Genomic DNA, 24,161 nt, shown 5'->3' with positions numbered 1-24,161 from the left:
ACTTATCAGGCGAAAGAAAATCTAGCATCACGGACTCTTCCCCATTGATCAAGTCGTAATGTAAAATTCAAGACATAACCCCATATATTTACGCTGGCTTATATTTGTAAATTATTAAATCTTTAAGATAATATTTTTCTCGTTGTCTTTGCCCCTTAATTAAACGACTTTTTATCTCTGTCTGCTTTCCGGGTAATGAGACTTTTAAATATTATTTTCGACGTGGCTACCTACCCTCTCATTGAGCTATTCCCTTATAATTGATTTGAATTATCATATACTTTATCATTTCTTCTCGAAATCAACCCAGAGTAAGAAACAAATGCAGAATGTAACAAAATGTTTAGCTATAGCCCTAATAACGCTGATTCCTACCCTGTCTTTTGCAACTCTAAGACCATTTACTAACAGAGATTGCCCCGCTTTAGCAATGCCTAAAACGGTCTTATTAGTTCACGCATCATGGTGCTCACATTGCAAGGCTTTTTTGCCAATTTATGGGCAAGTTTCTGATAAAGAAAAATACAAGGATTGGATTTTCTATCAAATGGTAAATGATAAATTTGAAAATGTTTGTGGTACTGCTATTAGAGGCGTTCCTATCACTTTTAAAAATAATATGAAAAACAATTTTATGGGAAACAGGTCGCAATCAGCCCTGGAAGAATTTTTAGATTCAAATGCATAAAAATAGACTTTGAACAGCACTAAATGTGATAAGCAAGCCTGGTTGCTCGCAACCAGGACTTCTCTTTAAACTCCCCCGAACCTCCCCAGCCCAATTATTGGGTAGAATGTAAAATCAATCGAGTCTGCCCCAATTGATCTTTGTCGCCACAATCACCCAGACCAGAATCCTTAAATTGTTTCATGCGTCTTAAGTAGGGGTAAATGATTGACTAGGACTCAAGTAATCCGTCATTAGTTTGAAAATAAATGCAATAGCTACCATGCTCACGGTGAGTAACGCAAGGGAGGAAACAAATCGATTTGGGTGGAGAGAATGCATATCACATAAGTCATCATAGATACTTGCCATTGTTGCATAAATACCCGTACATTGCTCAAAAATATCTCTATATTCATCCTCATCCAGAGTTATTTTATCCACTTGCTTCATCATATCTCCATAAAGAGCTATTGGATTCTCCGTAGATAGAAACGAGGCTGCAGGGAAAAAATCATATTGGTTTGCTGGTATTTTATAAGAAGTCAAACGATTGCTGGGATTAATATATTTTGATTGAATAATATTTCCACCATGCATAAAACCGGCAACATGAAGTAAAAAATGGGCAAGTAATGCTTTGGGCTTTAATGTTTCTATTTTTTCTAGGTAACTTTGGGTTGTTCTGGCTTTCATGTGCTCCTGAATTGTTTCAGGTTCAACCCCTAATTGTCGCAAATCCTCTTCTATAGCTGAGGTACGCCATAATTGTTGAAGATAAGATAAAGAAAAAAATGCATTAATTTCTGCTTTATTAGTTCCTGATAAGCTCTGTAATTGCGTTTCTATTGCTTTAATAATAAAAAAGTGTTGGATCAATCGTGAGACGTACAAATCTTTGGGGATTTTAGGATTTTTAAACAGATATTCTGTTTTAAAACGGTGGTGCTCTGCTCTTTCATGCGCATCAGTACGTTGCCCAGGTTTTCCATTTTTGTATGTAGATGTTAATAAAGCTTTGCTAAACATGGCATAAAACTCCTGTCTCGAGAAAGAACTGCATTGCTGATGGATGATCATCGAAGCATCGTATTATATTGAAGATTAAGTTCGCTAACAATATTGAACCCTACTAGATTTTTCGTTGAAATTAAACATGTGTAGATGCGATTTTTCTCTTGCTCTCCTGATTAATTTTTCAAATAATTAATCAATGGGGTCAACCCTATATTATTGTAAAATAATGCAATATCATCCGGTTTATTCAACAATACCCCATGTAATGTCAATTAGTTAAGGAAAGTTATGATTGTTATCTTCGTCCATGGCTGGAGTGTCACACATACCAATACTTATGGAGAGCTTCCTCAATGGCTTGAAAGTCAGAGCAAAGTTGGAAAGCTGACTATTCAAGTGGGTAATATCTATCTTGGACGCTATATCAGCTTTGACGATACAGTAACAGTCGACGATATAGCACGTGCATTTAATCATGCAGTGCGTGATGAAATTGCTGATAAACTGCGCAACGGAGAGCGTTTTGCTTGTATTACTCACTCTACCGGAGGCCCAGTTGTCCGTAAATGGATGGATTTATACTTTAAGAATAATCTTGCAAAATGTCCATTGAGTCATCTTATCATGTTGGCTCCCCCCAACCACGGTTCTGCGCTTGCTCAACTGGGTAAATCCCGGCTAGGTCGTATAAAAAGTTTTTTTGAAGGTATTGAACCAGGACAGCATGTGCTTGATTGGCTTGAGCTTGGAAGCAATATGAGCTGGCAACTTAATGAAAGTTGGCTTGATTACGATTGTACTGCTAATGGTATCTATGCGTTTGTCCTTACGGGCCAGAAAATTGATCGCCAACTTTATGATGCACTTAACTCCTACACGGGAGAAGCCGGGTCTGATGGAATTGTACGTGTAGCTGCTGCAAATATGAATTACAGTCTATTAAAGTTACATCAGGAGGGAAATAATGGTGAAAATCTGGTTGTCTCCAAAATGACCCGGACAAAGCAATTGGCATTTGGGGTTCTGCCTGGGTGTTCGCATTCCGGTAAAAAAATGGGAATTATCCGCAGTGTGACTATGGCCAATGCCGCTACTCATCCTACGGCTATATGGGTCTTGCGATGTCTTCAAGTAAAAAATCGTGACTCCTATAGTCAATTGACCAAAGATCTGGATAAGCTTACCCAAGAAACCCAGAAAAATGAGCATATAGAACGTGTGCAGACGCTTATACATAAACGCGAGTACATCACCAATCGCTACTCTATGATTATATTCCGGCTGATTGATGACCGGGGCAATCATCTTGAAGATTATGATCTTTATCTAACTGCTGGACCTCAATATAGCGAGTATGCGCTTCCTACAGGTTTCTTCGCAGACCGTCAGCGTAACCAACATGATCGGGGAAAACTGACTTATTTTCTTGACTACGATATCATGGAGTCCGGGATTAATACCCCAAAAATGCAGGGTAACCTGGGATTCCGTATTAAAGCATACCCTGAGTCAAGTGACCAGGCACTTGCCTATTACAAGCTACTCGATTTTCATTCCTCGCTCGCTGACATTAACAAAATTCTTCATCCGAATGAAACAGTAATGGTTGAAATCATGCTTCAGCGACGAGTAGATAGAACGGTCTCCCGTATCACCAACAACCTTACTCCGGCAAAAATCAGTGTGAAACCTACTGGCAAAAAGGTAGATTAACCTCACTTTTGTTTCATGTATTTGGGTATTACCTCCAAGAGCAAACAGAAATGAACCCATAGGATGATTTAGCAGATAAGATTTAATTTTTTAGATGTTCATTTGATACTCTATCTTTAGGTAGGTAATACTATGCTATGGAGAACGGCTACGCAAAGAAGCTAAAGCACTTGCGACTATATCATTATCGTCTTCCTCTTGTAGCGTATTATTTTTAACATGAGTTTTTCTCGTTGTGGATTCAATGGAAATTTCCTTGTTCTCATTGAGCCGGACAATTAAATCCGTATTTTCACCATGAGTATTTACTTCAAGCTTGGCTTGTTGAATAATTTTCTTTTAATTTTCGAAATCAAGGCGGTGTAGAAAATCTCTTTTTACGCCATATTGTTAATATTAATTCCGCTTACCCCCACATGAAAAGCTCAAAAAACATCGACCGGAAAGCGCTACAACATGTATGCGATGACAGCAGCTCATCCAACACTTCCATTTGCTACACGAGTACGGGTTAAAAACCTGAATAATGGCCGTACGATTTTGGTTCGAATTACTGATCGAGGACCTTTTTTATCGAACAGGATAATTGATTTATCCTTTGCTTCCGCTAAAAAGCTCGGTATAAAAGGCATTGCCCCTGTTGAAATTGAAGTAGTTTGAAATTGCCAAGAAGTATAGCCACCGATTAAAGAATCAAAAACAGACTCTATCTTTTAAACAATATATCTTGTTTCTTCCACTTGCTCATTACACGCTTGCATATTTGTTTCATTTTCATCAGAGTGATTCTTAGAAAATAAAGATGCCCTTATTGAGCTTGCTCTTACTACTTGGCCCGTTTTTTCATCTCTAGCCCATTTATGCATTTCACCATCTCGTATCGTTGGTGAATATAAAATTTTGTTTTCATAATAATCAACCCTTAGAGAATTTGAATAATTAGCAAAACCCTCTACAAATCGTCTTGCAATAATATAGGCTTTATTGCTTGGATCACAAAACCACAATTTAATAGTAATGGAATCTGTTTTAGTTAATCCGTCAGCTATCATACGTTTGGAAATTTCATCTATTGTAATTGCTTTTTTACCTCCCGAAACGGTATAGGCCCAATCATGAAAGGGGAGATGTTTTAATTCCTCATAGGGTAAATTGGGATTGTCTAAGGTTGATGATAATTTTCTATCGGGATAACAATCAATTCCGTGTCCCAGCACATAAATTTTTGTGTTAGGAGCTAGATTAGCTAGATCACAGGTGTTGTGATATAAAATTACAAAATTTTTATTCTTAAATCTGCTTGCACTATTATCTCTAAATGTTTGGATATCTTTTCTCATTTTTTCGGAAATTTCATTTTCCATAAATGGCACATAAATATACCCATCAATAGGAGTTTTCAAATAGTTATCGCAGAAATTATTTAAACATTGTTTTATGGTATTAAAGATGCCGGCAGTCATTTTTGATATGCAATTACTCACTTTGCATAATTATAATTCAAAAAGATTATGGTTTTATTAATAATTTAATTATTTTGATGATTAAATTAACAAGTTGCTTAGGAAAAAGAATTGTTTGGCCCGACCTACGCTTGCTGAGAAAAATAGGAATTCTTATCACTACACGTGCTGAAACCTTTTGAAAAACCGCGTGTGCTTTCATAGATCATGCATTAAGAATATAAAAATATTATATAACCTATATACAAATGTTCTATTTAAGTTCTATCTGGCTATAGATTACCATATAGGCAAATAAGTACTTATCTAAATTTCACTCTAACTTTTTAAAAAGGAAAACAAATGCCTTTTTTCTATAAAAAAAATGCCCAGATCCATGTGACAAATTCCATTGATGAATTGACATCTCATTCATTCCCCCTAGATGTAAAATCAGCAGAAAAAAGTGCTCATTATCAGGCTGTTGCCCCTATTATTTTTTCTTCGCAATACAAGTTTTCTCTTTTAACGACAAGAAAAGACATACACTTAGGGCAAGATTTTATAGATTTCATAGCACATCATAAGTTAACTTCGTTAAACAAGTATAATGGAGTTGATCTCTTGTATCTTTTAGCCTTAAGCCATGATACAGCTTTGCGTGCTGGAATTTGGGAGTTAGGCTCTCTGTCACATCTAAAAGCCACTGAAATTATCAGTAGCCTATCAAAATTAGACGCTATCAATCGCATACCTCTTATGAAAGAAGCCCTGGTAGCATGGAAGGAATTGTTTCTAGAAGCTAAATTTGAATTGCAACAAGAAGCAGGGACTTGTCCAGATAGCACTCAAACTATGCTGGGTCAGATGACTTTATATGCTTCTACAAAAAACGACAAAAATAATGAACGCCATAGAGAGTCTCAGAGAAGCGATCAAACAAGATTAGAAGTTGAACGTGAGCAATTTCGTTTGCTGGAAAGAGCTTATTACAAAGAAAAGGATAGACATAACCAGCCTACAGAAATCCAATCGTATTACAGCGATGAAGAAGAGGAATCTACTATTACACAACAGCAGTATTACTACAATTAATCATTGTAATAAGGAAGGATTTAAAATTTCCTCTAATGACTGCTTCACACGATAACTATAGAGATAGAGAGACTTCGAGTAAAGAGATTAACTAAAAATCCGGAAAACTTTAATAAGAAGAAATAATCTATGCCATACACTAATAAATGCCCAATATCATTCGAACCACTTACTAAAGAAAACGCTCTTCTAATTAAAGTTCCTAAACAGAATGAAAAGCAAAAAGACATCTACTTCTATATCGGAGATGAGGAAACTCTGAGAAAGCTTTCTTCTTGCCCTTTATCAAGGCGAAAAGGCCATTATTATGCACTTAAATTATCAAGTAAAATCTCAGTCTCTCACGAAAATGTTACTAATGAAGATTTAGTAAGCAAGTTGCTGAAAAGTAATGATAATAATACCCTTATTGATGATAATGATGTTCTTGCCAAGATAGATACAGAAAACAAATTCAATTGGCAATTAAGAAGTTTCAAAGAGAACATAACCAATAATCCATCTGAAACGAACATCCAGGAACTATTGACTTTTATTGATCATGGAACTAATGAAAACCGAACTGCTCCAGCCCATAGACTTTTGCCTAATCGTCAATTTATAAGCGAATATAAGGCAAATTTTTTGAGGCACCCTGCTCCGCGACTAAGAATTTTGGATGTCTTCTTTAGGCGTGATAATATGGCAACCTATAATCAAACACTTAATGAAATAATCAGTAATTCGCTAAAAGAAGAGCATGACTTATTATTTCTATTTAATACCTACAGACTTATATCTGAAATTGAGAGTAGCAGAATTAAAATTGCATTCCAAAATGCGGTGTACGTGCAACTAACTAGATATATAGCCGGGCTCTTGGTAACTACTAATACAATGTCTCTAATTGTTAATTTACTCGATGAAAGTTTTTCATCTATTGGTTTAGGAGTATTTTATATTCTGTTTATCAATTCCGCTCAAAACAGCCTGGAACGCTTATTAAGAGAAAATAAGAAGCCGGATGCGCAGGCGATTTTTCATGCGATTTTTATTGATAGTATGATACAACTCACCAACCCCGCAAGAATTTATGACATCAGTAAAAGTGCAGTATCAAACGCTTATGAATTTGTAAAATCCAATTTAAGTTTTTTCAGTAATAAATGGCTAAAATCAGAACCAGTACAATATGAATTACCGCCAGACTTAGCAAATGTGTATAGCCAATTGAATAGGTAAGATTTTATGGTGAAACAAATTGCTAATGTACTTGTACTAATGAGCGCATGTAGGGTCAGGCCTTGAATTTTGCATTGCACCTATGAGCCAATAAAAACCATAAAATTCAAAACTCAAGGCCTGACCCTATATATGTTCAATCACAATTTAACTAAATTTTTGGCTGTATCACAGTATTATTAGTTGCTTGTCTCTCATTAGGTCCAGGTGGAAACAAAGAGAGAGCGATATGAGCAGACTCTGATGATTTAGCTAATTGTTTCTCTGGATTTGTCTGTAAAGTTATTTCAGCATTTGTAGTTTCTTTCTGTTTACCAAAATGTTCAGCACGACGTTCTAAAATAGAATGCAATTGTTTTTTTTGCTCCTCTGTCATATAAGGCAAGAGCTGAGCAAAATCGCGGAAAGGTTCAAAATCAATTTGCTCATTGATTGCATTTGCCCATCGTAATTTACCCTCATTGGATAATTGCATATTGACGGATCTCATAGAACTAGTACTGGGAAACTTCTGAGTGATATTTGTCTCAAATATATACAATAGGTTAGGAATAAATTCATGGATTAAATATGAGCCTTTTTTATCAAGTAGTTTTAGGAGAAAAGAGCGGTTATCGTCATTAGAGATATCTTGTAATGTCAGTATCTGATCCTCAGCGATTTGTTTTTCCATTCTGAAGATGAAGATAAGTTTATTGATAATACTTGGTGATAATTCATCCTCAGGGTAATCTCGAAACTTCTCCAGGCAGCTCTGGCTATCCATACCATAGGTGACTTTTAGATAGTTTACTTCGCGATCAATGGGTATCATTCCCATGTAAAGATGGAAAATATGGGAAGACCAAACTGCTTGAAGAGTGATTGTTCCATCATTTTCAATTATTTGTTCAGCAACATGACGCATCACAGCAGTGCCAAAACCATTGCCTATTTTCTTGCTACCTATGTATCCAATATCAATATTAGGATACTCCTCACTTATTGAGAATGTTCCACCAGTACGTAGCAATTCCTGATATTTTTGAGAATCGAATATTTTATTGTTTTTTGGAGATTCAATTTTCTTACCACCGGCCATAACATATCTTCCTCACTTTAATTTGAATGAAACGCAAAGATCCCAAATTATCCCCACATATTGTTCACATATAAAACTTTAAATACATATATATGTCAATATAATTAGTCGATTTGAGTAGAACAACTGAATAGACAATGGGTCAGACAAAGGGGTCAGGTCTTTCCTTTTTCCCTTTAGGGCAAAGGAAAGACCTGCCCCCTGAGGTTTACATTCTTACTGAGCCTCTTAAAGAGGCTCTTATCAAGGCTGCTTCATGTATTGGTAATATTGTTTTACTAATTACAATGACCACAAAAGGTACTGATATCAATATTACTCCCACAAAAAATAATCCCCACCCTTTTTCCATGAAGCTCATTTTTTAAAGGGCCAAGATATGCTGCAATGCCGGCTGCACAAGCCGGCTCAACCATCATTTTGAGTTCTTCTGCAATTAATTTCATTGCAGTAATAAGTTCATGATCACAAACCGTTACTAATTTATCGACATTCAGTTTACATAAATGGAAACTATATGGTTCCGCTTTAGGGGCGCCAAGGCTGTCTGCGATGGTTTGAATTTTATTAATGGCCATTGGCTTATTCGCTATGAAACTTCGATTCATTGTATCTGCGCCTTCGGGCTCAACTCCATAGACTTTACAAGATGGTTGAGCTTGCTTAAATGCATTTGCAACCCCTGCACATAAGCCACCGCCTCCTATAGCGACAACAACAGCATCTAATCCTTTAGTTTGTTCTGCAAACTCTAAACCTAGGGTAGCAGTGCCCAATGCAGTATGATAACCCTCAAAAGGATGAATAAAGGCTCGAGATTCCTGCTTTGCAATTTCTTGAACCCGGTTAAAGCCTTCATTAATGGTGTCACAATAAATTATCTCGGCACCATAGGATTGACAACGTTGAACTCGAAATTTGTTAGCCGTTTTTGGAATAACCACTTTCGCACTGATACCTAATTGTTTTGCAGCGTATGCGACTGCAATTGCATGATTACCAGCACTTATAGCAGTAACTCCGTTTTTTAATTCACTGATCTTTAGAGCCATCATATTTAATAAGGCGCCACGAAGTTTAAAACACCCACCGTATTGGAGTGTTTCAAGCTTGAGAAATAATTCAGTATTCTTTCCAAAAAGATTATCTTTTTCTTGTCCCTTCCATTCCCATACAGGAGTGAGCAAAATTTTATCACCAAGAAGCGTTCTGGCTTCGCGAATTTCATTTAGATTTGGAATTTTGATTTCTTCAGTCATAAATATTGATGCCTTATGTTAGGGTTGTTTATCGCTTTTGAACTAAGTTTAATTCAAATAAAGGCAGTTGAATGCCCTCATAGATCTTTTCTTGCTTCAATTTGATTCCTATGCCTAACAATCTTACTGGCATACGCTTTCTCAAAAAACCTTCGTGTATGAGTTGGAATAAAATATTTAAATCAAGACTGTAGGGCAATTTTTAATAACTTTAACTCACCCCGAACGCGAAGATAAATTGGCTCTACACCAATTAAGGGGGCACATTAATCCACTTAGTTTAGACTAAGTCCTTGATTTGACACTCAAAAGGAGATTAAAGAGCCGAAGTACAATCTCACACATAGGGGTCAGGTCTTGCCTTTCGCCTATTTATATAAAAAAGGCAAAAGGCAAGACCTGACCCCTGAGGTTTACTCTATCCTTAAATTCAAGATTCAAGGCCTGACCCCGTTGGTGTTACACCCGGCTGTTTTAATGAGCCTCTTAGTCGCCACACTGTATGTCATGGAACAGCATCTGAATTCTTTTTTAACCAAAAGTATTCTATAGTCTCATTTTTGATTATTGATCAGATTTATTACTATTTAGGCGCTGATAATCAATTAGTTAATATTAAATTGATGTAGATTCTTGTTTAAACACACATGTAAGGTCAGGCCTTGAATTTTGCATTGCACCCATGAGCCATAAAAACCATTAAATTCAAAACTCAAGGCCTGACCCTATATATGTGCAGCGATTAATCCACTACTTCAGAATGGAGGAATAGCATACAGTCCTACTAACTGCCAAATCAATCGAGTCTGACCTTTTTAATCGAGATACTATCTCATTATTAATAATTTTTTGGAATATGTTCAATTAACTCATACCGATTGCCAGAGTCAGGTATTTTTATTATCACCCACATATGTCCTACTACACTACCTACAGGGTTTTTTATGTAATCCCTAGCTTCTTGAATAGATTTAAATCCCTCTTTACGATGACTCTCATCAGGCCAAGGACAAAAACGAATGAGATACACATTATAAGTTTCCATATTAAATACTCCGCTCATGGCAATAAAATTAGTTTAGTTTATTTTAGTAGGAACAAAATCAATGGAGCCAGACTCGATTGATTAAATAACAATTTCAATCAGTATGGATTGATATTAGAGATCGTCTTAATCGCACTCGTACGTGCGTGTAGGATCAGGTTTGAATTTTGCATTGCACCTATGAGCCAATAAAAACCATTAAATTCAAAACTCAAGGCCTGACCCTATATATGTATGCTGGATCGTAGACGATCTTCATGATTGGCCACATTTTCATTATACACAGAGTAGTCGAATAGATAGGCACTGGGCAAGCATGGGACCGGAACATGTTAATGGTTAGCGCTTCGGAGAAAGAAAACCTTAATTACGCTACGCTTATCAATGCTAGCTGGCTATTGATATAAGTATTATGAAGAAATATATACGATAAATATTAAAATTAAGGTTATTGTTGGCTGGATGAGAAGGATTAGTTTTATTATAAATATATTAAAAATATTTTTGCCTATTTTATCTCCTATCGAAGGCACGACCAAATTATCTTTTTTAGCTTTGTTCCTTGCTAAAATTTTTTGTTTAAACTTGATAGTACCATATAAATATTGAAATAAATCTACTAAGAAGAACAAGATAAGCCCTATATAAAATAATACTACCAACCCCTTAGGTTTAACTGCCATTGTGAAATAAAGTGACCAAAAAATTGCACCCTCTGTAAACGCTAATTGGCGCGCAATTTTTGAAGCTTCAGTAGAGTAGAAGTCAACTCTTGACCATAACCGTTTCGATGTATTATCGGATTTGATTTTATCTAGCTTTTTTTTATTTATCTCCTTTTCTTTAGTGCTCATTTTTTTATCCCAACACCTTGATGAAACTCTTCTTCTTCATGATCCTCAAATATTTTTAAAACGATTTTGTGAATTTTTTCATGATTTAACTGTTTGAGCTCATTCTTATCAATTGCAATGCTTTTAATAGGTGATGACCTAAAAAACGACCTATCATATTTTTTTTCAAATAAGTTTATGAAATACGTTGAACTTTTCCCAGTTATTTCAGCATAGAGGGAGAGGTGATGCTCAATACAATAACTTTCTATTTCTTTTAATATTTCCTTTTTGGCGTTCTTGATTGTTCTCATTCAAGACCCCTGTCCATTCACTATGTGAGTGATATTGTCTTACTACATTGATAAACAGTAGCATTGTACAATTATAGGACGGAACTGAGAGAAAATGTCTATCTTATAAATAAATTAAATTATATAAACTTGATGCCAAGCTATCCAACGCGAGGAAAAAAAGGACTTTCATCACTCTTTTGCTTGACAAGATTTAGCAAGCGTAGTCTTGATGAATATCATTTTGCTATATTACCTACAGGAAAAACTACTTGCTGCTCAAAGAAGACAGCCAAAATAGCTTTGATAACCACGAAATCTCAAAGAAGAAAGGAAAGCAGATTTTGAAGCGATTGTGCAAGGAATAATAAGTTATTTTTCAATGATAATTTTTTCCCAAAAATGAGGCATAACTAAAAAGTCAGCAAGCGCAGCAAGTGTTTTCAACCTTGAATTATATAAAGTTACTAAACTTGTTAAAAAAATTGCTTGAACTCATTTACTACCAAACCAACGTACCATCTTAAATGTTTTAGAATTTGATCAATTGGTTCATATCCTTTTTTTAAAGGGATGACCAATGTAGCTTGAAATTTATAATTGCCTCTTACGCTCTTTATAGGTCTGTTTGTTATATTCTCCATAATAACTACCCCAGGCTCTAAAAACCCTGCATGATGAATAACAACTGGAGGTACATTTAATGCGGCATCTTCGTCCGAATAAAATTCTACACTAGGCGAATGTTGAAATTCCTGAGGCATTAAAAGTGAGATAGAAGGAATACGGTGTTTATCATTATTGCTTATCCACTGTAACAAAATTAGAGGATCAATTTCTGGTGAACCTTCAACCGAAGGATTATTCCTATGAAACGGTTGTATCAATTCGAATTTATTAATTACCTCAGTAGAAAACTGCCTTCCCAATTCATTTTTTTTCTTTTTAAATAGTTCTTCTATATCATAAATCGGAAAGAATATTTTATGGGGATTTATAGGTGGATCCATTTTAAGCTTAGCCAAGCTAAATGCAAGATTATCTAAGATGCTTCTTAAATTATGTACACACTCCCCAACTAGTAATCCCAAATTTTGTAGAACATTCGGTTCTTTAAACTCTTCAAGTATTAATTTAAACCCTAATCTACTCTCATTTAATTCGCATTTTACTCTAGGCGGATCATTAGTTTTCCAATCGGAAATTTTTTTTGAAAGTTCATTTATTTGGTTATCAACCCTGATTAGGCGAGTCTCAATAGGATTTAGTAGATTAGGCATACACTTGCTTCCTATATCCTAATGATCGGTACCAAAACTGGTACCAAATATTTCTGAGGAGATTTGGGGGACTTTATAAAACCCTTACTGGGCTTGGTCGGGACGGAAGGATTTGAACCTTCGACCACTAGCACCCCATGCTAGTGTCAACCAATTTCATTTAATTTCAAACAAATTCAATTATAACCATAACATCCTTTTAAATAAAGGATTATTTGCATTTCAATATTTCAAATGATATAAATTGATTTCATACAAGCAAACAAAAAAGTGTAGCCAGAAGTGTAGCCAATTTCTGATATCCTAATAAGAGCATAATTATGGAAAAGTTTACTCATAACAAAATTGCAAATTTAAGTGCCGAAAAAAATCGTTACCATATTACTGAGGGTAATGGCTTTTGTTTAAGGGTTTCTCCTAAAGGTACGAAAACCTGGTTCTACCGTTATAAATTTGGCGGTAAAGAGAAATGGCTCACTATTGGTAATTTCCCAGTAATGGGTGTTGCTGAAGCTAGAAAAGCCTTTAATGATTTATGGGAGATAAGGCAGTCTGACCAAGACCCAGAAGACATTATCCAAAAAAAATTGCTCCAAAAAAATAATAATGTGAAAACGTTAATTTCTGATTGGTACAACAATTATATTGTTAAACACCGTAAGCAACCTCAACAGATTAAACAACAAATTGATGCTGACATTATCCCTCTATTAGGAACATTAGAAATTGAAAAAATACAGCCTCGAGACATAGCAAAGGCCTTGGATAATATAGTTCAAAGAGGCTCCCCTGTTCACGCCAATAAAGTGCTTAGTACCTTGAAACAAGTATTTAATTACGCGGTAAGTCGAGGAGAAATTACAATTAATCCAGCCATAAATATTCGAGCAAGAGACATAGGTGGAGTAGAAAAACCTCGTGATCGCAATCTCGATCTTGATGAAATAAAAAAAATATGGCTATTTTTGGATAGTGATAATCACTCGATGTCAATTCAGATTAAAAACGCCATTAAAATCATATTATTAACTGGTGCAAGGACTGGTGAACTAAGACTAGCAAAATGGTCTGAATTTAATTTCGAGAAATCTCTTTGGATTATTCCTCCCGAGAATAATAAAATCGGACTTAGCATGAAGATTCATCTGAGCGAGCTTACTAAAAAACTTCTGTTGGAAATAAAAGAAATCAGCTTATCTAATTTTGTTTTAGCTGGGGTCGATGATGATTCCCCACTAGGCGATAAATCGATATCTAAAGCTATTCAACGCATACAAAAACGAGTAGGTATCCCACAATGGACTGCCCATGATCTCAGACGCACTTTTGCCACTCAGCTTGGAGAAACATTGCGAATCGACCCAGTAGTTATAGAAAAATGCCTTGGACATAAAATGCCTAAGATCATGGCGACTTATAACAAAGACGAAATGCTGTACCAGCGCAAAGAGGCTTTAGATAAATGGAGTAGCCTGATAGAAGAACTAACAATAAACAAATTTGAATTTGTGCAACTATAGTGGTACAATTATAATGAATAGAGATATTGAATATATTGCCTATCAAGGCGAAAAGTTTACGATTGAATGGTACTTTGACGAAAAGAAGCATAGCCAATCTCAAGAATATTATTATTCTTTGAATAAAGACGAACGCATTCAGTTGTTGAAGCTATTAAAGAGAATGGGCGATGCCGGTATCATTCACGATAAAACCAAGTTTAGACATGAAGGAGACAAAATTTATGCCTTCAAACCTAAGCCAGATAGATTTTTATGTTTCTTTTTTGAAGACAGAAAAATAATTTTAACTAATGCCTTTAGGAAGAAGCAGGATAAGTTACCTTTAACCGAAAAGGAAAAAGCCTTAAAGGTTATGGATCAATATACCAGTAGAGTAAAAACAGGTGATTATTATGACTAAGAAACATTTATCTACTTTTGAACGAGAAATGCAGGACCCTCTCTTTCGTGAACAATTTGAAAAAGAATATGATGAGTTTCTATTATCTGAAATCATCAAAGCACTCATGAAGAATGGCAAAATGACCGTGAGAAAACTGGCCGAAAAAGCAGGGCTTTCTCCAACTGTAATTCAAAAAATTCGCTCCGGTGAGCAAGAAGATGTAAAGCTTAGTAACTTCCTCAACATCTCTCACACTTGCGGTTTTAAAGTCATTTTAGAAAAAGGGGATGATAAGTATTACTTATAAACCTTTAGAAATTAATCATTGTCTAAAGCAGTCATTGACCACTTCAGGCAATGAAAATGGATTTATCTGACATATTGATTAATCCAGTTATCAATCACGTCTTTATGCCAGGCTAAAGTTCTGCCATGTAATTTTACTGGCTTGGGAAATTTCCCTTCACTCCACCAACGGCGTAAAGTCAATCGGTCCTTTCCGATAATGACTTCAACGTCATTGATAAACAGAATCTGTTGTGTAAATAGATCATTAACTGGTTGCATCATTGATTCTCCAAATCCCTCTGTTATTTAAGTTGTAAACGAGCCTTCCATTCACCCTTGTGTTCCATATCAATGACTGTGATAAACAGCTTCAGCAAATTCAATTCAACCTTACTTTCTTTAGGTAAACGATTGTGCTGGTAGATTAACTGCAAATGAGCAATTGGGGAGTTTGATAAATTAGCGATTCGTTGTAGAGAATAATTGGTTGAATCCAGTAGATACTGAATAATACCCTTATAGATGGTGATCTTTTGATCGTAAAACATGCGATATACTCCTGTAAAACATATGTAATAAAGTCCAAATCGCGCAAAATGAACATTAAGTATCATTTAGCGAAACTAATATTAAAACGATATTAAAATAATTATCAATATGTATTTTTAAGAAATTTAAATTAATATACGATATGATATTGAATGATACCGTTTTATATGATAATTTTTTTACGACGTTCGATTAAAAGGATAATTTTATGAGTAAGGGACCCTATCAATCGTTTGCAAATCGCTTGATCCATACCCTCAAAGATAAAGGACATACTGCATCTCGTTCACCTAATGGGATCTGTATTAAAGCCCTAGCAGAATTTACAGGTGCATCAGAACAAATCTGCCGTCGCTATATAAGAGGTGATGCTCTACCTGATTATGAGAAAGTTAAACAATTAGCTCATCATCTTCATGTAAACCCAGGCTGGCTATTATTTGGTGAGGAAGGACATGCAGCTCCTAGGAAAAATGAAGTCGATGAAACACTACTTCATTACATCTTGAAGCAAAGCCATCATTTATACCCTGTTTCTCATGGAAGTAATGACGATTACGCCGATTTTGTGTTAGGATTAATCAAAGAAGTACGTGCAATTGACACATCGGAAAATAATTTACTAAAAATCATTGACTTGGCCATTGGTTCCATTTCTTCCTACGAAGAACAAAGAAAAAAGCACAGTCATGCCGTTTAAGAAGTTTGTAGATATGGATGTAACAGCTGTTGAAGTAAGGCTTCACCCTAAAGCAAAAGATTTTCTCTTTGAACATTATATCACCATGCGAAAAGTGTTCTCTGACGTACTCGGGCAAGTAGAAACAGACTATGCTTCCATTGCCCTCATCAATCAAGCAGGACAGATCTTTTTCATGTCCTCCAACCCAGCTATAGAGCAAAATTTAATTGAGAAAAGTCTCTGGCTATTTGATGGTTGCTATCAACCAGAGTTCATCAGCCAGGATCAACCGAAATTATGGAGCGAACTTCCTCATATAGGCTGTATAGAAGCAATTACAAAATACAAACAGATAGAACCTGGACTCATCACAGGTATTTCAATCCCCACTGAGTATGATTCATACAGAGCAATCTTTTCATTTGGATTAAAACGGATAAATCCCTATATCCAGAACAAAAGCTCCATTCATTGCGAAAAGCTATTAGCATTGGGCAAATTTGCGTTAAGGCGAATTCAAGAGTATTTCACTTTCCCTGACAAACAGCCCTGCACAACGACTAAGCCGAAATTAACATTAATTATCAACAATCAGGTGACCTATGAACACACTCCTGGATAAAAGCGACCCTATTTTAAGACAAACCGCTAAGCCAATTGCTGAATCAGAATTTGGTAGCAGTTGGTTAAAAGAGCTGATTAAGACTATGTTCGGCATTATGGCTGACAAAGGTGCCGTAGGGGTAGCTGCTCCCCAAATTGGCATCAGCAAACGAGTTATTGTATTTGGTACTAATTATACCAAACGGAGAAAACCAGAATACCCGATCCCCGATACTGCATTAATTAATCCTGCATTAAAAATCCTGTCCCAAGAAATTCAAACTGGCTACGAGGGTTGCCTTAATTGCGGTGAATTAATGGGAGAGGTTCCAAGAGCCATGGAGATTGAATATTCAGGCTTTGACATAGATGGAAATAAAATTACCAAAAAAGCTTCCGGTTTGGAAGCCCGGATTCTTCAGCATGAAATAGATCACCTAAATGGGTTTTTATTTTTTGATCATGTGAAAGACAAAGAATTATTAACCACAATGACAGAATTACAAAACAAAGGATAGGCAAGATGAAACATCAAACCCGAATTATTCTGGCAGGTACACTAGGTAATCTGATTGAATCTTTTGACATGGCAATTTGTGGCCTGTTATCAGTATATCTTGCCAAATATCTAATTGGGGATGTTTCCAAAGGACTGTTTCTTGTATTTCTAACTTTCTTTGCAGGATATTTAGCCCGGCCAATTGGTGCAATGCTCATGGGTTTATTATCTGATATTTATGGCAGAAAAATTATTCTAGCAGCATCTATCCTAACTATGGGTTTATCAACAAGTTTAATTGGGTTTATCCCACCCCACAGCGAAATTGGAACATTTTCAGTAATCACATTGCTGTTATTAAGAATCATCCAAAGTTTTTCTTGTGGGGCTGAATACTTGAACTCATCTGCTTATCTTGTTGAAAATGCCGAAACATCTAAAAAAGGATACTCAGGTAGCTGGGCCTCTTTTGGTGCCATGTCCGGTATGCTGGTGGCTTCATTTATAGCTCTTACTGTTACTTACTTTACAAATCACTATCCAGAGCATAATTGGCTTATCTGGCGTGTACCATTTGTTCTAGCATTATTGGGATCTTCAATAGGGTTATATATTCGATTGTGTATTCCTGAGAGTATGGAATACATCATGTACTATGCGGACAGGCCCAAACCTAAATTTAGAAAATTACTGACTGAGTCGGTTAACTATATTAAAACCAATAAATTACAATCCCTATATGTATTCATTTTAAGCTGTCTTGGAGTTACAACTACTTTTCAAATTTACATTTATGGTCCTATGCAAGCTCATCTTTATGGAAATTTTAAGGATCATGAAATTATTACTTCGAACATAATATCATTAATAGTATTACTATGCGTATTTCCTCTAATTGGCAAGTTGTCTGATAAAATTAATCGAGAAAAGATCGTTATTTGGGCAAGTATAGGCTTCCTTGTTCTATCTCAACCGTTTTTTTATTCATTGTCCCACTATAGCCTTAATGAGTTTATATTAGGGCAAGTCTTGATCGCTATTCCAGCTGGGGCATATTATGCAACAGTACCAGTGATGTTAGCTGAGATGTTTCCCATTAAATTACGTTGTACAGTTTTATCAGTATTATATTCTACTGCGGCAAGTTTATCCGCCGGACTAGCTCCACTGATTTCACTAATACTTGTTAGAACAACTGGTGTAGCATCGTCACCATCTATCCTAATATTTGTTTTAGTGGCTGGGGCTTTTATCACAATGAATATTAAATATAATTATACTCGAAAAAGACTATCTCAATATTCTATTTAAAATGCTCTAAAACTGTATCTATGCATAATATATTGCATCAATTATATCCATTTGATCATATTTCAATCCTTTAAAATGGAATAGCTTACGAAAATACCATATATTAAACGGTTCTAAACAGTTCTAAATTGTCGAAGCAAAATAGGCTAAAACTAGTTAAATCAATTATAATTAAAAAGTATGTCTAATTTTCAGAGGTCCAAAAATGGATGATAGATGGTTATCAGTCGATGAAATTGGTATTTATCTTGGTGTCAAAAGAGATACAGTTTACAAATGGATCAATGAGAAAGGGATGCCTGCCAATAAAATTGGAAAATAGTGAACCAAGTTGAATCATTATTTTCTCTTGAAATTGAAAATAAAATTAATAACATTTAAAAGTGATGGATTTTTAAACTCAATCGATACTGAATGCAGCATTCACTGGGAAGTTAACAAAAAAATGGCGAGAAAATAATATTTCTCAATTTAATCATGATAAGTAGATAGGTTGCCCCATGATCATTAATGGAGTTGATTTTCCAGTTAAAGTCATTGAAGCTTTAAAACACAACAGATTGGTTGTCTTTGCCGGTGCTGGTGTTTCCATGGGCAAACCTGCAAATCTACCATGTTTCTATGAGTTAGCAAGGCAAATTGCAAGAGGTACAGGATTAGAACCACAGTCAAATGGTAATGATTTAGATTATTTTCTTGGTAACCTTGGTATTGATGATCTAGTAATTCGTAATAGAGCTTCCGAATTAACTACTATTGACGAAAATAAATTTACGCCGTTACACACTGCAATTGTAAAATTATTTAAACGACCAACTGATGTCAGAATAGTTACTACAAATTTTGATTTATTGTTTCAGTTTGCTGCTACTGCTATTTGGGCAAATCCTCCGCAGATATATACAGCCCCAGCATTACCCTTGGGCCATGATTTTGAAGGTATTGTAGATATTCATGGTTCTAGAAGATTTCCCAAAAGCATTGTCTTAACCGATAGAGACTTCGGAAAAGCGTATTTAACAGAAGGTTGGGCAAGACGTTTTCTCGTAAGCTTATTTGAAAATTACATTGTTTTATTTATAGGTTATAGTCATAACGATATAGTCATGCGCTATCTAGCAAGATCACTACCTGATAAGTCATTAGGTAGCCGCTTCGCAATGATTGGCAATGATGAAGAGAAAGAATACTGGCATACTCTAGGTATTGAACCTATTTCCTTTCAGAAAACATCAAAAAGTGATTTTTCACACTTGCATTTATCATTAGAAAAATTAAGTGAATTTATTCACCGGCCTCCAAGTGAATGGAGAGAAATATTTTGGAATCTGGCCGAATCAAAACCTGAACATATTGATTTAGAAGACAGGGATCATCTTCTTTCAATGTGTAATGACGAGTCTAAATTTCGATATTTTACACAGAAAGCAATTGATCCAGACTGGATATATTGGCTTGATAGTAATAAAGCTATTCCAGATATTTTTTCTGATTCTTCTCAACCTGAAATGATAAGGATATGTGTGGATTGGTTGGTTGGATTTGTAAATAAACAACCTGAATGCATCTTTTATTTGTTAAATAAACATGGGTATAAAGCTGGACAATATTTTTGGAACAGATTAACAAAAAAAATCAGTGAAATTGAAGATCACCAATTGTTCATACGATGGGTAGATTTATTAGTACAAATTGCACCTTATTATGTATGTGAATATTCTCTGAGTTGGATAGCGGAATCAAGTCATAAATTAGGTTTATTTGAGTGCCTATATAAAATATATGAAGTATTAGCAAATACAAAAATTACGCTTAGAGAATCTTCCTATAGGACCAGTAGTAAAATTTTGCCTGAATTAGAAACACAAGCTTCTCATTGGTGCTTAAACCAAATAAGAGATGAATATTTACAATCCTGGTATGATAATCATGCCACTCAACTCCTGGATTTATGTACAGAACTACTTATTAAGAGGCGTCAACTATCGTTAAATTGGTCTATAGGGGATGATAAGTACGATCCTGATAGCTGGAGAAGATCTGCTATAGAGCCACATGAGCAAGATAAATTCCCAGAATCCATAGATGTTATTATCGATACGGCTAAAGAAGCTATTGACACAATGACCAAAACCAATCCAAAAAATCTGTCTTATTGGATAAAAAATAACAAAAACTCTACTTCATTAATAATTCAACGGCTATGTCTTTATTCAATAAACATATCTAAGATTAAGCCAGAAAAAAAAGTCGCTTGGCTGTTAGAAAAAGGTTTGCATAATTCATCTTACCGTCATGAAGCTTTTGTTTTATTAAGAGATAACTATAATCAGTTAAACGATCAATTTCGTCAGAAAGTCATTCTTGAAATTAAAAAATATGACTCTCATGTAGATAAGGATAAAGACGAGGTAAATGCCTACGAACAATTTCAATGGTTAGCGTGGCTGCAAGAGAACTGTATAGACTGTCAACTCTTAAGCAATGAAATTGCTTTTATCCATGAAAAATATCCCGAACTAACAATACGAAGTTATCCTGATTTAACTATGTGGTTAGAAAGCGATAATTATAACCCCCAAAGTCCTTGGTCAGCTCAAGAGTTACTTACAATTAAAAATGACAATGGGTTCCAAAAAATAATTAACTTTAAAATAGACAAATCAAAAGAATTTTCTATGCAAGGACTTTTATGGGCAATTTCGGATGCAGTAAAAGATAACAAAGACTGGGGGATTGCATTTTGTAATTTTCTAATCAAGAAGAACCAAATTGATAGTCAATTTTTTCCAGTTATTTTAAACGAATTAAAAAATTGGCCTGAAAATCCTGAAAACTCAAGTGCTATTATTTCAATATTAAATGAAATAAGACTACAAAATAAATATCCCAAGGAACTTTCAGAGATTTTGCTAGGTGCAGTAAAGCAAGGTGGTGTACCTTATTTGTCTAATATTGCAGACCAACTTAACATCATTGCACAAACATTATGGAACAATTTAAACAAATCTAAAGAGCCATTTAGCAATAGTGAAAAGAACTTTTATAGCGCAGCTATAAACACAACGGAAGGTAATTTAGCAACATACTGGATAAATGCCTTATACTGTAATAGCAAAATAAATATAGAAACGGCATTTAATACTTACAAAGAGAATCTTACTGCCCTCTGCTCTACAGTTGATCCCAAAACCGCTTATACCATTCCCATTATTTGTGCGGAATTAAATTATTTATTTTCCTTAGATGAAAACTGGTCCAGAAACACAATAATGCCTATTTTTACAGATAAAGATAGTCAACGAGTTATACAAGCATGGCATGGTTTTCTTAGTTCTTCTGGACCGTCCCTTTTAGTTTTTACAACACTAAAAGATATCGTTTTAAATATGTTACCCCAAATTTATAACTTGCTTCCAACAAGAATAGAGCGATTTATTGAATTTTATGTTGTTATGATATTTTGGTACATAAACGATCCGAACGATTTATGGCTGCCAAAATTATTAGATATACTTGAGGAAAAAGAACGGCTGGTACTTTCCCAAAGAATAAAATATTTTCTTCAAAACATTGACGATGATAAAGTCATTTCAAACTGGGATAGTTGGCTCAAGTTATATTGGCAAAATCGCATTAAGGGTATACCAAAGGACTTAAATAACTCCGAGATACAATGCATGTTGTGTTGGTTGCCCTACTTGGGTGAAAAATTTCCAGAGGCTGTAGAAATCGCAACAAAAATGAAATCTGCTCAATTTGATCAAAAAGGCAGTTTTCTACATCTAGAAGAAAATGACTTCCCCACTAGATTTCCAGAGGCCACAGCTAAGCTACTAATTTACTTGTTTGAATGCAAAACTTCCCCATTCTTCCTATACAATATTGATAATATTTTAGATAAGCTATCAATGGGAGAGATCAGTGACAAAATTTTAAAATCTTTGAATGAATCTTTGATCAAAAGCGGTAGGAACCCTATATCACTCAAAAAATTATAGTTGTAGTTGATTTACTAAGTTTCAAACAACTAAATCAATCTAGATTAAACTCTAATCTAACTTTAGTATTATTTACCCACTCTCCCCTCGGATCATCAGTTAAACAAAGTAGCCAAGAAGCAGCGACTGTTAACTCTTTAGACAAAATCTTAGCCTCACCCGACCCAGGACTCCTAGTTCCCTGCTCCCAATTCCCAATCCTAGCAGCCCCTAATCCCGTCCTTTCAGCCAAGACCTTAATCGTCAACCCATTCGCCTTTCTAGCCTGTGTAATTCTACTGCCAATAATTTTTTTCATGTTCATTTAGGTTCATTTGCTATCAAACGGAAATACCCCATTGACACTAAAAAGTGCTTATTTACAATGGGTTATCAACAACACATTTCGTGTTATTGATTGATACTAATTGAAATCATTTGGTAGTGCAAGCGCTGTTTTTTGATGGTGCTTTTGAAGGATGAAAAAGAAAAATGGGATTTTTGTTTGTTAATACCGATGAATTATCAGCTCTAATGGGATTGCCTTATATCCAGCAATCAGTCTATTTGCTGGGAATTCGTCCGTATATGGACCGTAATACCTTTCTGGTAGGTGTTAAGCGTAAAATCAGCTATCAACAGCTTGCTGAAGCCCTCTATGTTGAACCTCACCAAGGTTTTGAACATTCAGGTAGCCCTAGTCGTCCGCAATTACGCCGTATCATCTATTCGCTTGAGCGCGCTGGGTTAGTGGAGATCAAATCTATTGGTAAACAACTCATTTTAAAATGCTTATTAGCCAATTCGGATTTATCTGCTCAAAATAAACCCGACACAAACCCGACACATCAACCCGTCACAAACCCGAACGATAAAAATAATATTAAATCATCAAGTTACGATAAAAAATATCAAAAACCCAGCACAGCGCAAAACACAAAACCCGACACACCTCATAACTCCAAAGATCTTTTTATTTTTTTACAGCAGCAATTTGAAAATTTTTGGTCTCTTTATCCTTTAAAACAAGACCGAACTAAAGCCTGGCGTGAATTTGCTTCTTTAAAACCTGATGCACAGTTGGTTGAACAAATACTAACAGCCCTGCAAGCCCAAATTAATAATCGTGAAGAAATGGAGTTCATCGGCGAGTGGCGACCGAACTGGAAATACCCAGCTACCTGGCTTTCACGCAAATGTTGGAACGATGAATTACTTACCTTAAAAACCCAAGAGGAGCAGCAAAATGAAGCCAATCAAACGCGTTCTCGAAAAAAATCAGCAACAGATATCCTTACTGAATCCTGCAAAGATGCAAACTTCGATTTCGACTTTGATGAACCCCCAGAGTCAGGAAGCAATGTCCTCTCATTCGACAACACCAGAGTACGATAAGAG

25 protein-coding genes and 2 pseudogenes are annotated in these 24,161 nt (G+C 35.4%); 15 read left to right on the top strand and 12 right to left on the bottom strand.

The features are described 5' to 3' along the window. Positions 1-322: 322 nt before the first annotated feature. Entirely contained in the window at positions 323-688 is a 366-nt protein-coding gene (locus LXO92_RS06235) for a thioredoxin family protein (RefSeq protein ID WP_182351813.1), read from the top strand. A gap of 189 nt (positions 689-877) precedes the next feature. Here LXO92_RS06235 and LXO92_RS06230 read toward each other — a convergent pair whose 3' ends face one another. After that, positions 878-1,696, bottom strand: a complete 819-nt coding sequence (locus tag LXO92_RS06230; protein ID WP_232890619.1) for a biliverdin-producing heme oxygenase — start codon at positions 1,694-1,696, stop codon at positions 878-880. Between the two features lie 276 nt (positions 1,697-1,972). Here LXO92_RS06230 and plaB point away from each other — a divergent pair, with 276 nt between their 5' ends. Continuing rightward, positions 1,973-3,397, top strand: coding sequence for a phospholipase PlaB (plaB, locus tag LXO92_RS06225; RefSeq protein ID WP_182351811.1), 1,425 nt, complete (start codon positions 1,973-1,975; stop codon positions 3,395-3,397). A 426-nt stretch (positions 3,398-3,823) separates the two neighbouring features. Continuing rightward, positions 3,824-4,057: pseudogene (locus tag LXO92_RS06220) on the top strand (septal ring lytic transglycosylase RlpA family protein); the annotation flags it as partial. A gap of 53 nt (positions 4,058-4,110) precedes the next feature. Here LXO92_RS06220 and LXO92_RS06215 read toward each other — a convergent pair. Further along, positions 4,111-4,860 carry a hypothetical protein gene (locus LXO92_RS06215; RefSeq protein ID WP_232890617.1) on the bottom strand — a complete coding sequence of 250 codons (750 nt, stop codon included), beginning with the start codon at positions 4,858-4,860 and terminating at the stop codon, positions 4,111-4,113. A 342-nt stretch (positions 4,861-5,202) separates the two neighbouring features. On the opposite strand from LXO92_RS06215, the gene LXO92_RS06210 reads away from it, so the two are divergent. After that, complete coding sequence (locus LXO92_RS06210) at positions 5,203-5,934, top strand: hypothetical protein (RefSeq protein ID WP_182351809.1); 732 nt, start codon at positions 5,203-5,205, stop codon at positions 5,932-5,934. 129 nt (positions 5,935-6,063) lie between these two features. Further along, the gene (locus LXO92_RS06205; RefSeq protein ID WP_232890616.1) at positions 6,064-7,155 is read left to right on the top strand and encodes a hypothetical protein; all 1,092 of its coding nucleotides are present in this window, start codon (positions 6,064-6,066) and stop codon (positions 7,153-7,155) included. Positions 7,156-7,306: 151 nt separating this feature from the next. Here the strand turns inward: LXO92_RS06205 and LXO92_RS06200 are convergent, their stop codons facing one another. The 7 genes and pseudogenes from LXO92_RS06200 to LXO92_RS06170 form a co-directional block, all read right to left on the bottom strand. After that, the gene (locus tag LXO92_RS06200) at positions 7,307-8,236 is read right to left on the bottom strand and encodes a hypothetical protein (RefSeq protein ID WP_232890615.1); all 930 of its coding nucleotides are present in this window, start codon (positions 8,234-8,236) and stop codon (positions 7,307-7,309) included. 278 nt (positions 8,237-8,514) lie between these two features. Further along, complete coding sequence (locus tag LXO92_RS06195) at positions 8,515-9,495, bottom strand: threonine ammonia-lyase (protein WP_232890614.1); 981 nt, start codon at positions 9,493-9,495, stop codon at positions 8,515-8,517. A 28-nt stretch (positions 9,496-9,523) separates the two neighbouring features. Then, a pseudogene (locus LXO92_RS06190) lies at positions 9,524-9,682 on the bottom strand (DNA polymerase IV); the annotation flags it as partial. A gap of 651 nt (positions 9,683-10,333) precedes the next feature. Continuing rightward, on the bottom strand, positions 10,334-10,540 hold the full coding sequence (locus tag LXO92_RS06185; protein ID WP_232890613.1) for a hypothetical protein: 207 nt from the start codon (positions 10,538-10,540) through the stop codon (positions 10,334-10,336). A 410-nt stretch (positions 10,541-10,950) separates the two neighbouring features. Then, the gene (locus LXO92_RS06180; protein ID WP_232890612.1) at positions 10,951-11,394 is read right to left on the bottom strand and encodes a hypothetical protein; all 444 of its coding nucleotides are present in this window, start codon (positions 11,392-11,394) and stop codon (positions 10,951-10,953) included. Further along, the gene (locus LXO92_RS06175) at positions 11,391-11,687 is read right to left on the bottom strand and encodes a hypothetical protein (RefSeq protein WP_232890611.1); all 297 of its coding nucleotides are present in this window, start codon (positions 11,685-11,687) and stop codon (positions 11,391-11,393) included. Before LXO92_RS06175 ends, LXO92_RS06180 begins: the two co-directional genes overlap by 4 nt. A gap of 455 nt (positions 11,688-12,142) precedes the next feature. Continuing rightward, positions 12,143-12,946 (bottom strand): hypothetical protein, encoded by an 804-nt coding sequence (locus tag LXO92_RS06170; RefSeq protein ID WP_232890610.1) that lies wholly within the window; start codon positions 12,944-12,946, stop codon positions 12,143-12,145. 320 nt (positions 12,947-13,266) lie between these two features. Between LXO92_RS06170 and LXO92_RS06165 the strand changes: the two genes are divergently transcribed. Genes LXO92_RS06165 through LXO92_RS06155 form a run of 3 tightly spaced genes read left to right on the top strand, consistent with a single transcriptional unit; the run spans position 13,267 to position 15,158 of the window. Next, positions 13,267-14,466 (top strand): tyrosine-type recombinase/integrase, encoded by a 1,200-nt coding sequence (locus tag LXO92_RS06165; protein ID WP_010652890.1) that lies wholly within the window; start codon positions 13,267-13,269, stop codon positions 14,464-14,466. A 13-nt stretch (positions 14,467-14,479) separates the two neighbouring features. Then, positions 14,480-14,869: a type II toxin-antitoxin system RelE/ParE family toxin gene (locus LXO92_RS06160; protein ID WP_010652889.1), complete on the top strand. Its 390-nt coding sequence runs from the start codon at positions 14,480-14,482 to the stop codon at positions 14,867-14,869. Beyond that, positions 14,862-15,158 carry an AsnC family protein gene (locus tag LXO92_RS06155; RefSeq protein WP_010652888.1) on the top strand — a complete coding sequence of 99 codons (297 nt, stop codon included), beginning with the start codon at positions 14,862-14,864 and terminating at the stop codon, positions 15,156-15,158. The genes LXO92_RS06160 and LXO92_RS06155 overlap by 8 nt, the downstream gene beginning before the upstream one ends. 62 nt (positions 15,159-15,220) lie before the next feature. Here the strand turns inward: LXO92_RS06155 and LXO92_RS06150 are convergent, their stop codons facing one another. Both LXO92_RS06150 and LXO92_RS06145 read right to left on the bottom strand, forming a co-directional pair. Further along, positions 15,221-15,418 (bottom strand): helix-turn-helix transcriptional regulator, encoded by a 198-nt coding sequence (locus LXO92_RS06150; protein WP_010652887.1) that lies wholly within the window; start codon positions 15,416-15,418, stop codon positions 15,221-15,223. A gap of 23 nt (positions 15,419-15,441) precedes the next feature. After that, positions 15,442-15,687, bottom strand: a complete 246-nt coding sequence (locus LXO92_RS06145; protein WP_010652886.1) for a hypothetical protein — start codon at positions 15,685-15,687, stop codon at positions 15,442-15,444. Positions 15,688-15,896: 209 nt separating this feature from the next. Between LXO92_RS06145 and LXO92_RS06140 the strand changes: the two genes are divergently transcribed. From LXO92_RS06140 to LXO92_RS06115, 6 genes are all read left to right on the top strand, one after another. Continuing rightward, a complete protein-coding gene (locus tag LXO92_RS06140) occupies positions 15,897-16,388 on the top strand; it encodes a helix-turn-helix domain-containing protein (protein ID WP_232890609.1) in 492 nt (163 codons plus the stop codon). Beyond that, complete coding sequence (locus tag LXO92_RS06135) at positions 16,378-16,992, top strand: flagellar biosynthesis protein FlgJ (protein ID WP_232890608.1); 615 nt, start codon at positions 16,378-16,380, stop codon at positions 16,990-16,992. Before LXO92_RS06140 ends, LXO92_RS06135 begins: the two co-directional genes overlap by 11 nt. Continuing rightward, entirely contained in the window at positions 16,973-17,491 is a 519-nt protein-coding gene (gene def / locus LXO92_RS06130; RefSeq protein WP_232890607.1) for a peptide deformylase, read from the top strand. Before LXO92_RS06135 ends, def begins: the two co-directional genes overlap by 20 nt. Positions 17,492-17,496: 5 nt before the next feature. Continuing rightward, the gene (locus LXO92_RS06125; RefSeq protein ID WP_232890606.1) at positions 17,497-18,783 is read left to right on the top strand and encodes an MFS transporter; all 1,287 of its coding nucleotides are present in this window, start codon (positions 17,497-17,499) and stop codon (positions 18,781-18,783) included. A 205-nt stretch (positions 18,784-18,988) separates the two neighbouring features. Then, positions 18,989-19,105 carry an excisionase family DNA-binding protein gene (locus LXO92_RS06120; RefSeq protein ID WP_425600745.1) on the top strand — a complete coding sequence of 39 codons (117 nt, stop codon included), beginning with the start codon at positions 18,989-18,991 and terminating at the stop codon, positions 19,103-19,105. Positions 19,106-19,283: 178 nt separating this feature from the next. Beyond that, complete coding sequence (locus LXO92_RS06115; protein WP_232890605.1) at positions 19,284-22,784, top strand: DUF4020 domain-containing protein; 3,501 nt, start codon at positions 19,284-19,286, stop codon at positions 22,782-22,784. Between the two features lie 34 nt (positions 22,785-22,818). On the opposite strand, the gene LXO92_RS06110 is transcribed toward LXO92_RS06115, so the two are convergent. Next, positions 22,819-23,082: a helix-turn-helix domain-containing protein gene (locus LXO92_RS06110; protein ID WP_232890910.1), complete on the bottom strand. Its 264-nt coding sequence runs from the start codon at positions 23,080-23,082 to the stop codon at positions 22,819-22,821. A gap of 173 nt (positions 23,083-23,255) precedes the next feature. On the opposite strand from LXO92_RS06110, the gene LXO92_RS06105 reads away from it, so the two are divergent. Continuing rightward, on the top strand, positions 23,256-24,158 hold the full coding sequence (locus tag LXO92_RS06105) for a hypothetical protein (protein ID WP_232890604.1): 903 nt from the start codon (positions 23,256-23,258) through the stop codon (positions 24,156-24,158). Positions 24,159-24,161 lie beyond the last annotated feature (3 nt).

The organism is Legionella resiliens, from assembly GCF_021344005.1.
GTDB lineage: Bacteria > Pseudomonadota > Gammaproteobacteria > Legionellales > Legionellaceae > Legionella > Legionella resiliens.
This window is presented reverse-complemented; position numbering and strand designations above follow the sequence as displayed.

What these genes read in the sequence shown, in the direction of transcription:
- LXO92_RS06235 (WP_182351813.1), top strand. Translation starts at nt 323, where the DNA reads ATGCAGAATGTAACAAAATGTTTAGCTATAGCCCTAATAACGCTGATT.
- LXO92_RS06230 (WP_232890619.1), bottom strand. Translation starts at nt 1,696, where the DNA reads ATGTTTAGCAAAGCTTTATTAACATCTACATACAAAAATGGAAAACCT.
- plaB (WP_182351811.1), top strand. Translation starts at nt 1,973, where the DNA reads ATGATTGTTATCTTCGTCCATGGCTGGAGTGTCACACATACCAATACT.
- LXO92_RS06215 (WP_232890617.1), bottom strand. Translation starts at nt 4,860, where the DNA reads ATGACTGCCGGCATCTTTAATACCATAAAACAATGTTTAAATAATTTC.
- LXO92_RS06210 (WP_182351809.1), top strand. Translation starts at nt 5,203, where the DNA reads ATGCCTTTTTTCTATAAAAAAAATGCCCAGATCCATGTGACAAATTCC.
- LXO92_RS06205 (WP_232890616.1), top strand. Translation starts at nt 6,064, where the DNA reads ATGCCATACACTAATAAATGCCCAATATCATTCGAACCACTTACTAAA.
- LXO92_RS06200 (WP_232890615.1), bottom strand. Translation starts at nt 8,236, where the DNA reads ATGGCCGGTGGTAAGAAAATTGAATCTCCAAAAAACAATAAAATATTC.
- LXO92_RS06195 (WP_232890614.1), bottom strand. Translation starts at nt 9,495, where the DNA reads ATGACTGAAGAAATCAAAATTCCAAATCTAAATGAAATTCGCGAAGCC.
- LXO92_RS06185 (WP_232890613.1), bottom strand. Translation starts at nt 10,540, where the DNA reads ATGGAAACTTATAATGTGTATCTCATTCGTTTTTGTCCTTGGCCTGAT.
- LXO92_RS06180 (WP_232890612.1), bottom strand. Translation starts at nt 11,394, where the DNA reads ATGAGCACTAAAGAAAAGGAGATAAATAAAAAAAAGCTAGATAAAATC.
- LXO92_RS06175 (WP_232890611.1), bottom strand. Translation starts at nt 11,687, where the DNA reads ATGAGAACAATCAAGAACGCCAAAAAGGAAATATTAAAAGAAATAGAA.
- LXO92_RS06170 (WP_232890610.1), bottom strand. Translation starts at nt 12,946, where the DNA reads ATGCCTAATCTACTAAATCCTATTGAGACTCGCCTAATCAGGGTTGAT.
- LXO92_RS06165 (WP_010652890.1), top strand. Translation starts at nt 13,267, where the DNA reads ATGGAAAAGTTTACTCATAACAAAATTGCAAATTTAAGTGCCGAAAAA.
- LXO92_RS06160 (WP_010652889.1), top strand. Translation starts at nt 14,480, where the DNA reads ATGAATAGAGATATTGAATATATTGCCTATCAAGGCGAAAAGTTTACG.
- LXO92_RS06155 (WP_010652888.1), top strand. Translation starts at nt 14,862, where the DNA reads ATGACTAAGAAACATTTATCTACTTTTGAACGAGAAATGCAGGACCCT.
- LXO92_RS06150 (WP_010652887.1), bottom strand. Translation starts at nt 15,418, where the DNA reads ATGCAACCAGTTAATGATCTATTTACACAACAGATTCTGTTTATCAAT.
- LXO92_RS06145 (WP_010652886.1), bottom strand. Translation starts at nt 15,687, where the DNA reads ATGTTTTACGATCAAAAGATCACCATCTATAAGGGTATTATTCAGTAT.
- LXO92_RS06140 (WP_232890609.1), top strand. Translation starts at nt 15,897, where the DNA reads ATGAGTAAGGGACCCTATCAATCGTTTGCAAATCGCTTGATCCATACC.
- LXO92_RS06135 (WP_232890608.1), top strand. Translation starts at nt 16,378, where the DNA reads ATGCCGTTTAAGAAGTTTGTAGATATGGATGTAACAGCTGTTGAAGTA.
- def (WP_232890607.1), top strand. Translation starts at nt 16,973, where the DNA reads ATGAACACACTCCTGGATAAAAGCGACCCTATTTTAAGACAAACCGCT.
- LXO92_RS06125 (WP_232890606.1), top strand. Translation starts at nt 17,497, where the DNA reads ATGAAACATCAAACCCGAATTATTCTGGCAGGTACACTAGGTAATCTG.
- LXO92_RS06120 (WP_425600745.1), top strand. Translation starts at nt 18,989, where the DNA reads ATGGATGATAGATGGTTATCAGTCGATGAAATTGGTATTTATCTTGGT.
- LXO92_RS06115 (WP_232890605.1), top strand. Translation starts at nt 19,284, where the DNA reads ATGATCATTAATGGAGTTGATTTTCCAGTTAAAGTCATTGAAGCTTTA.
- LXO92_RS06110 (WP_232890910.1), bottom strand. Translation starts at nt 23,082, where the DNA reads ATGAAAAAAATTATTGGCAGTAGAATTACACAGGCTAGAAAGGCGAAT.
- LXO92_RS06105 (WP_232890604.1), top strand. Translation starts at nt 23,256, where the DNA reads ATGGGATTTTTGTTTGTTAATACCGATGAATTATCAGCTCTAATGGGA.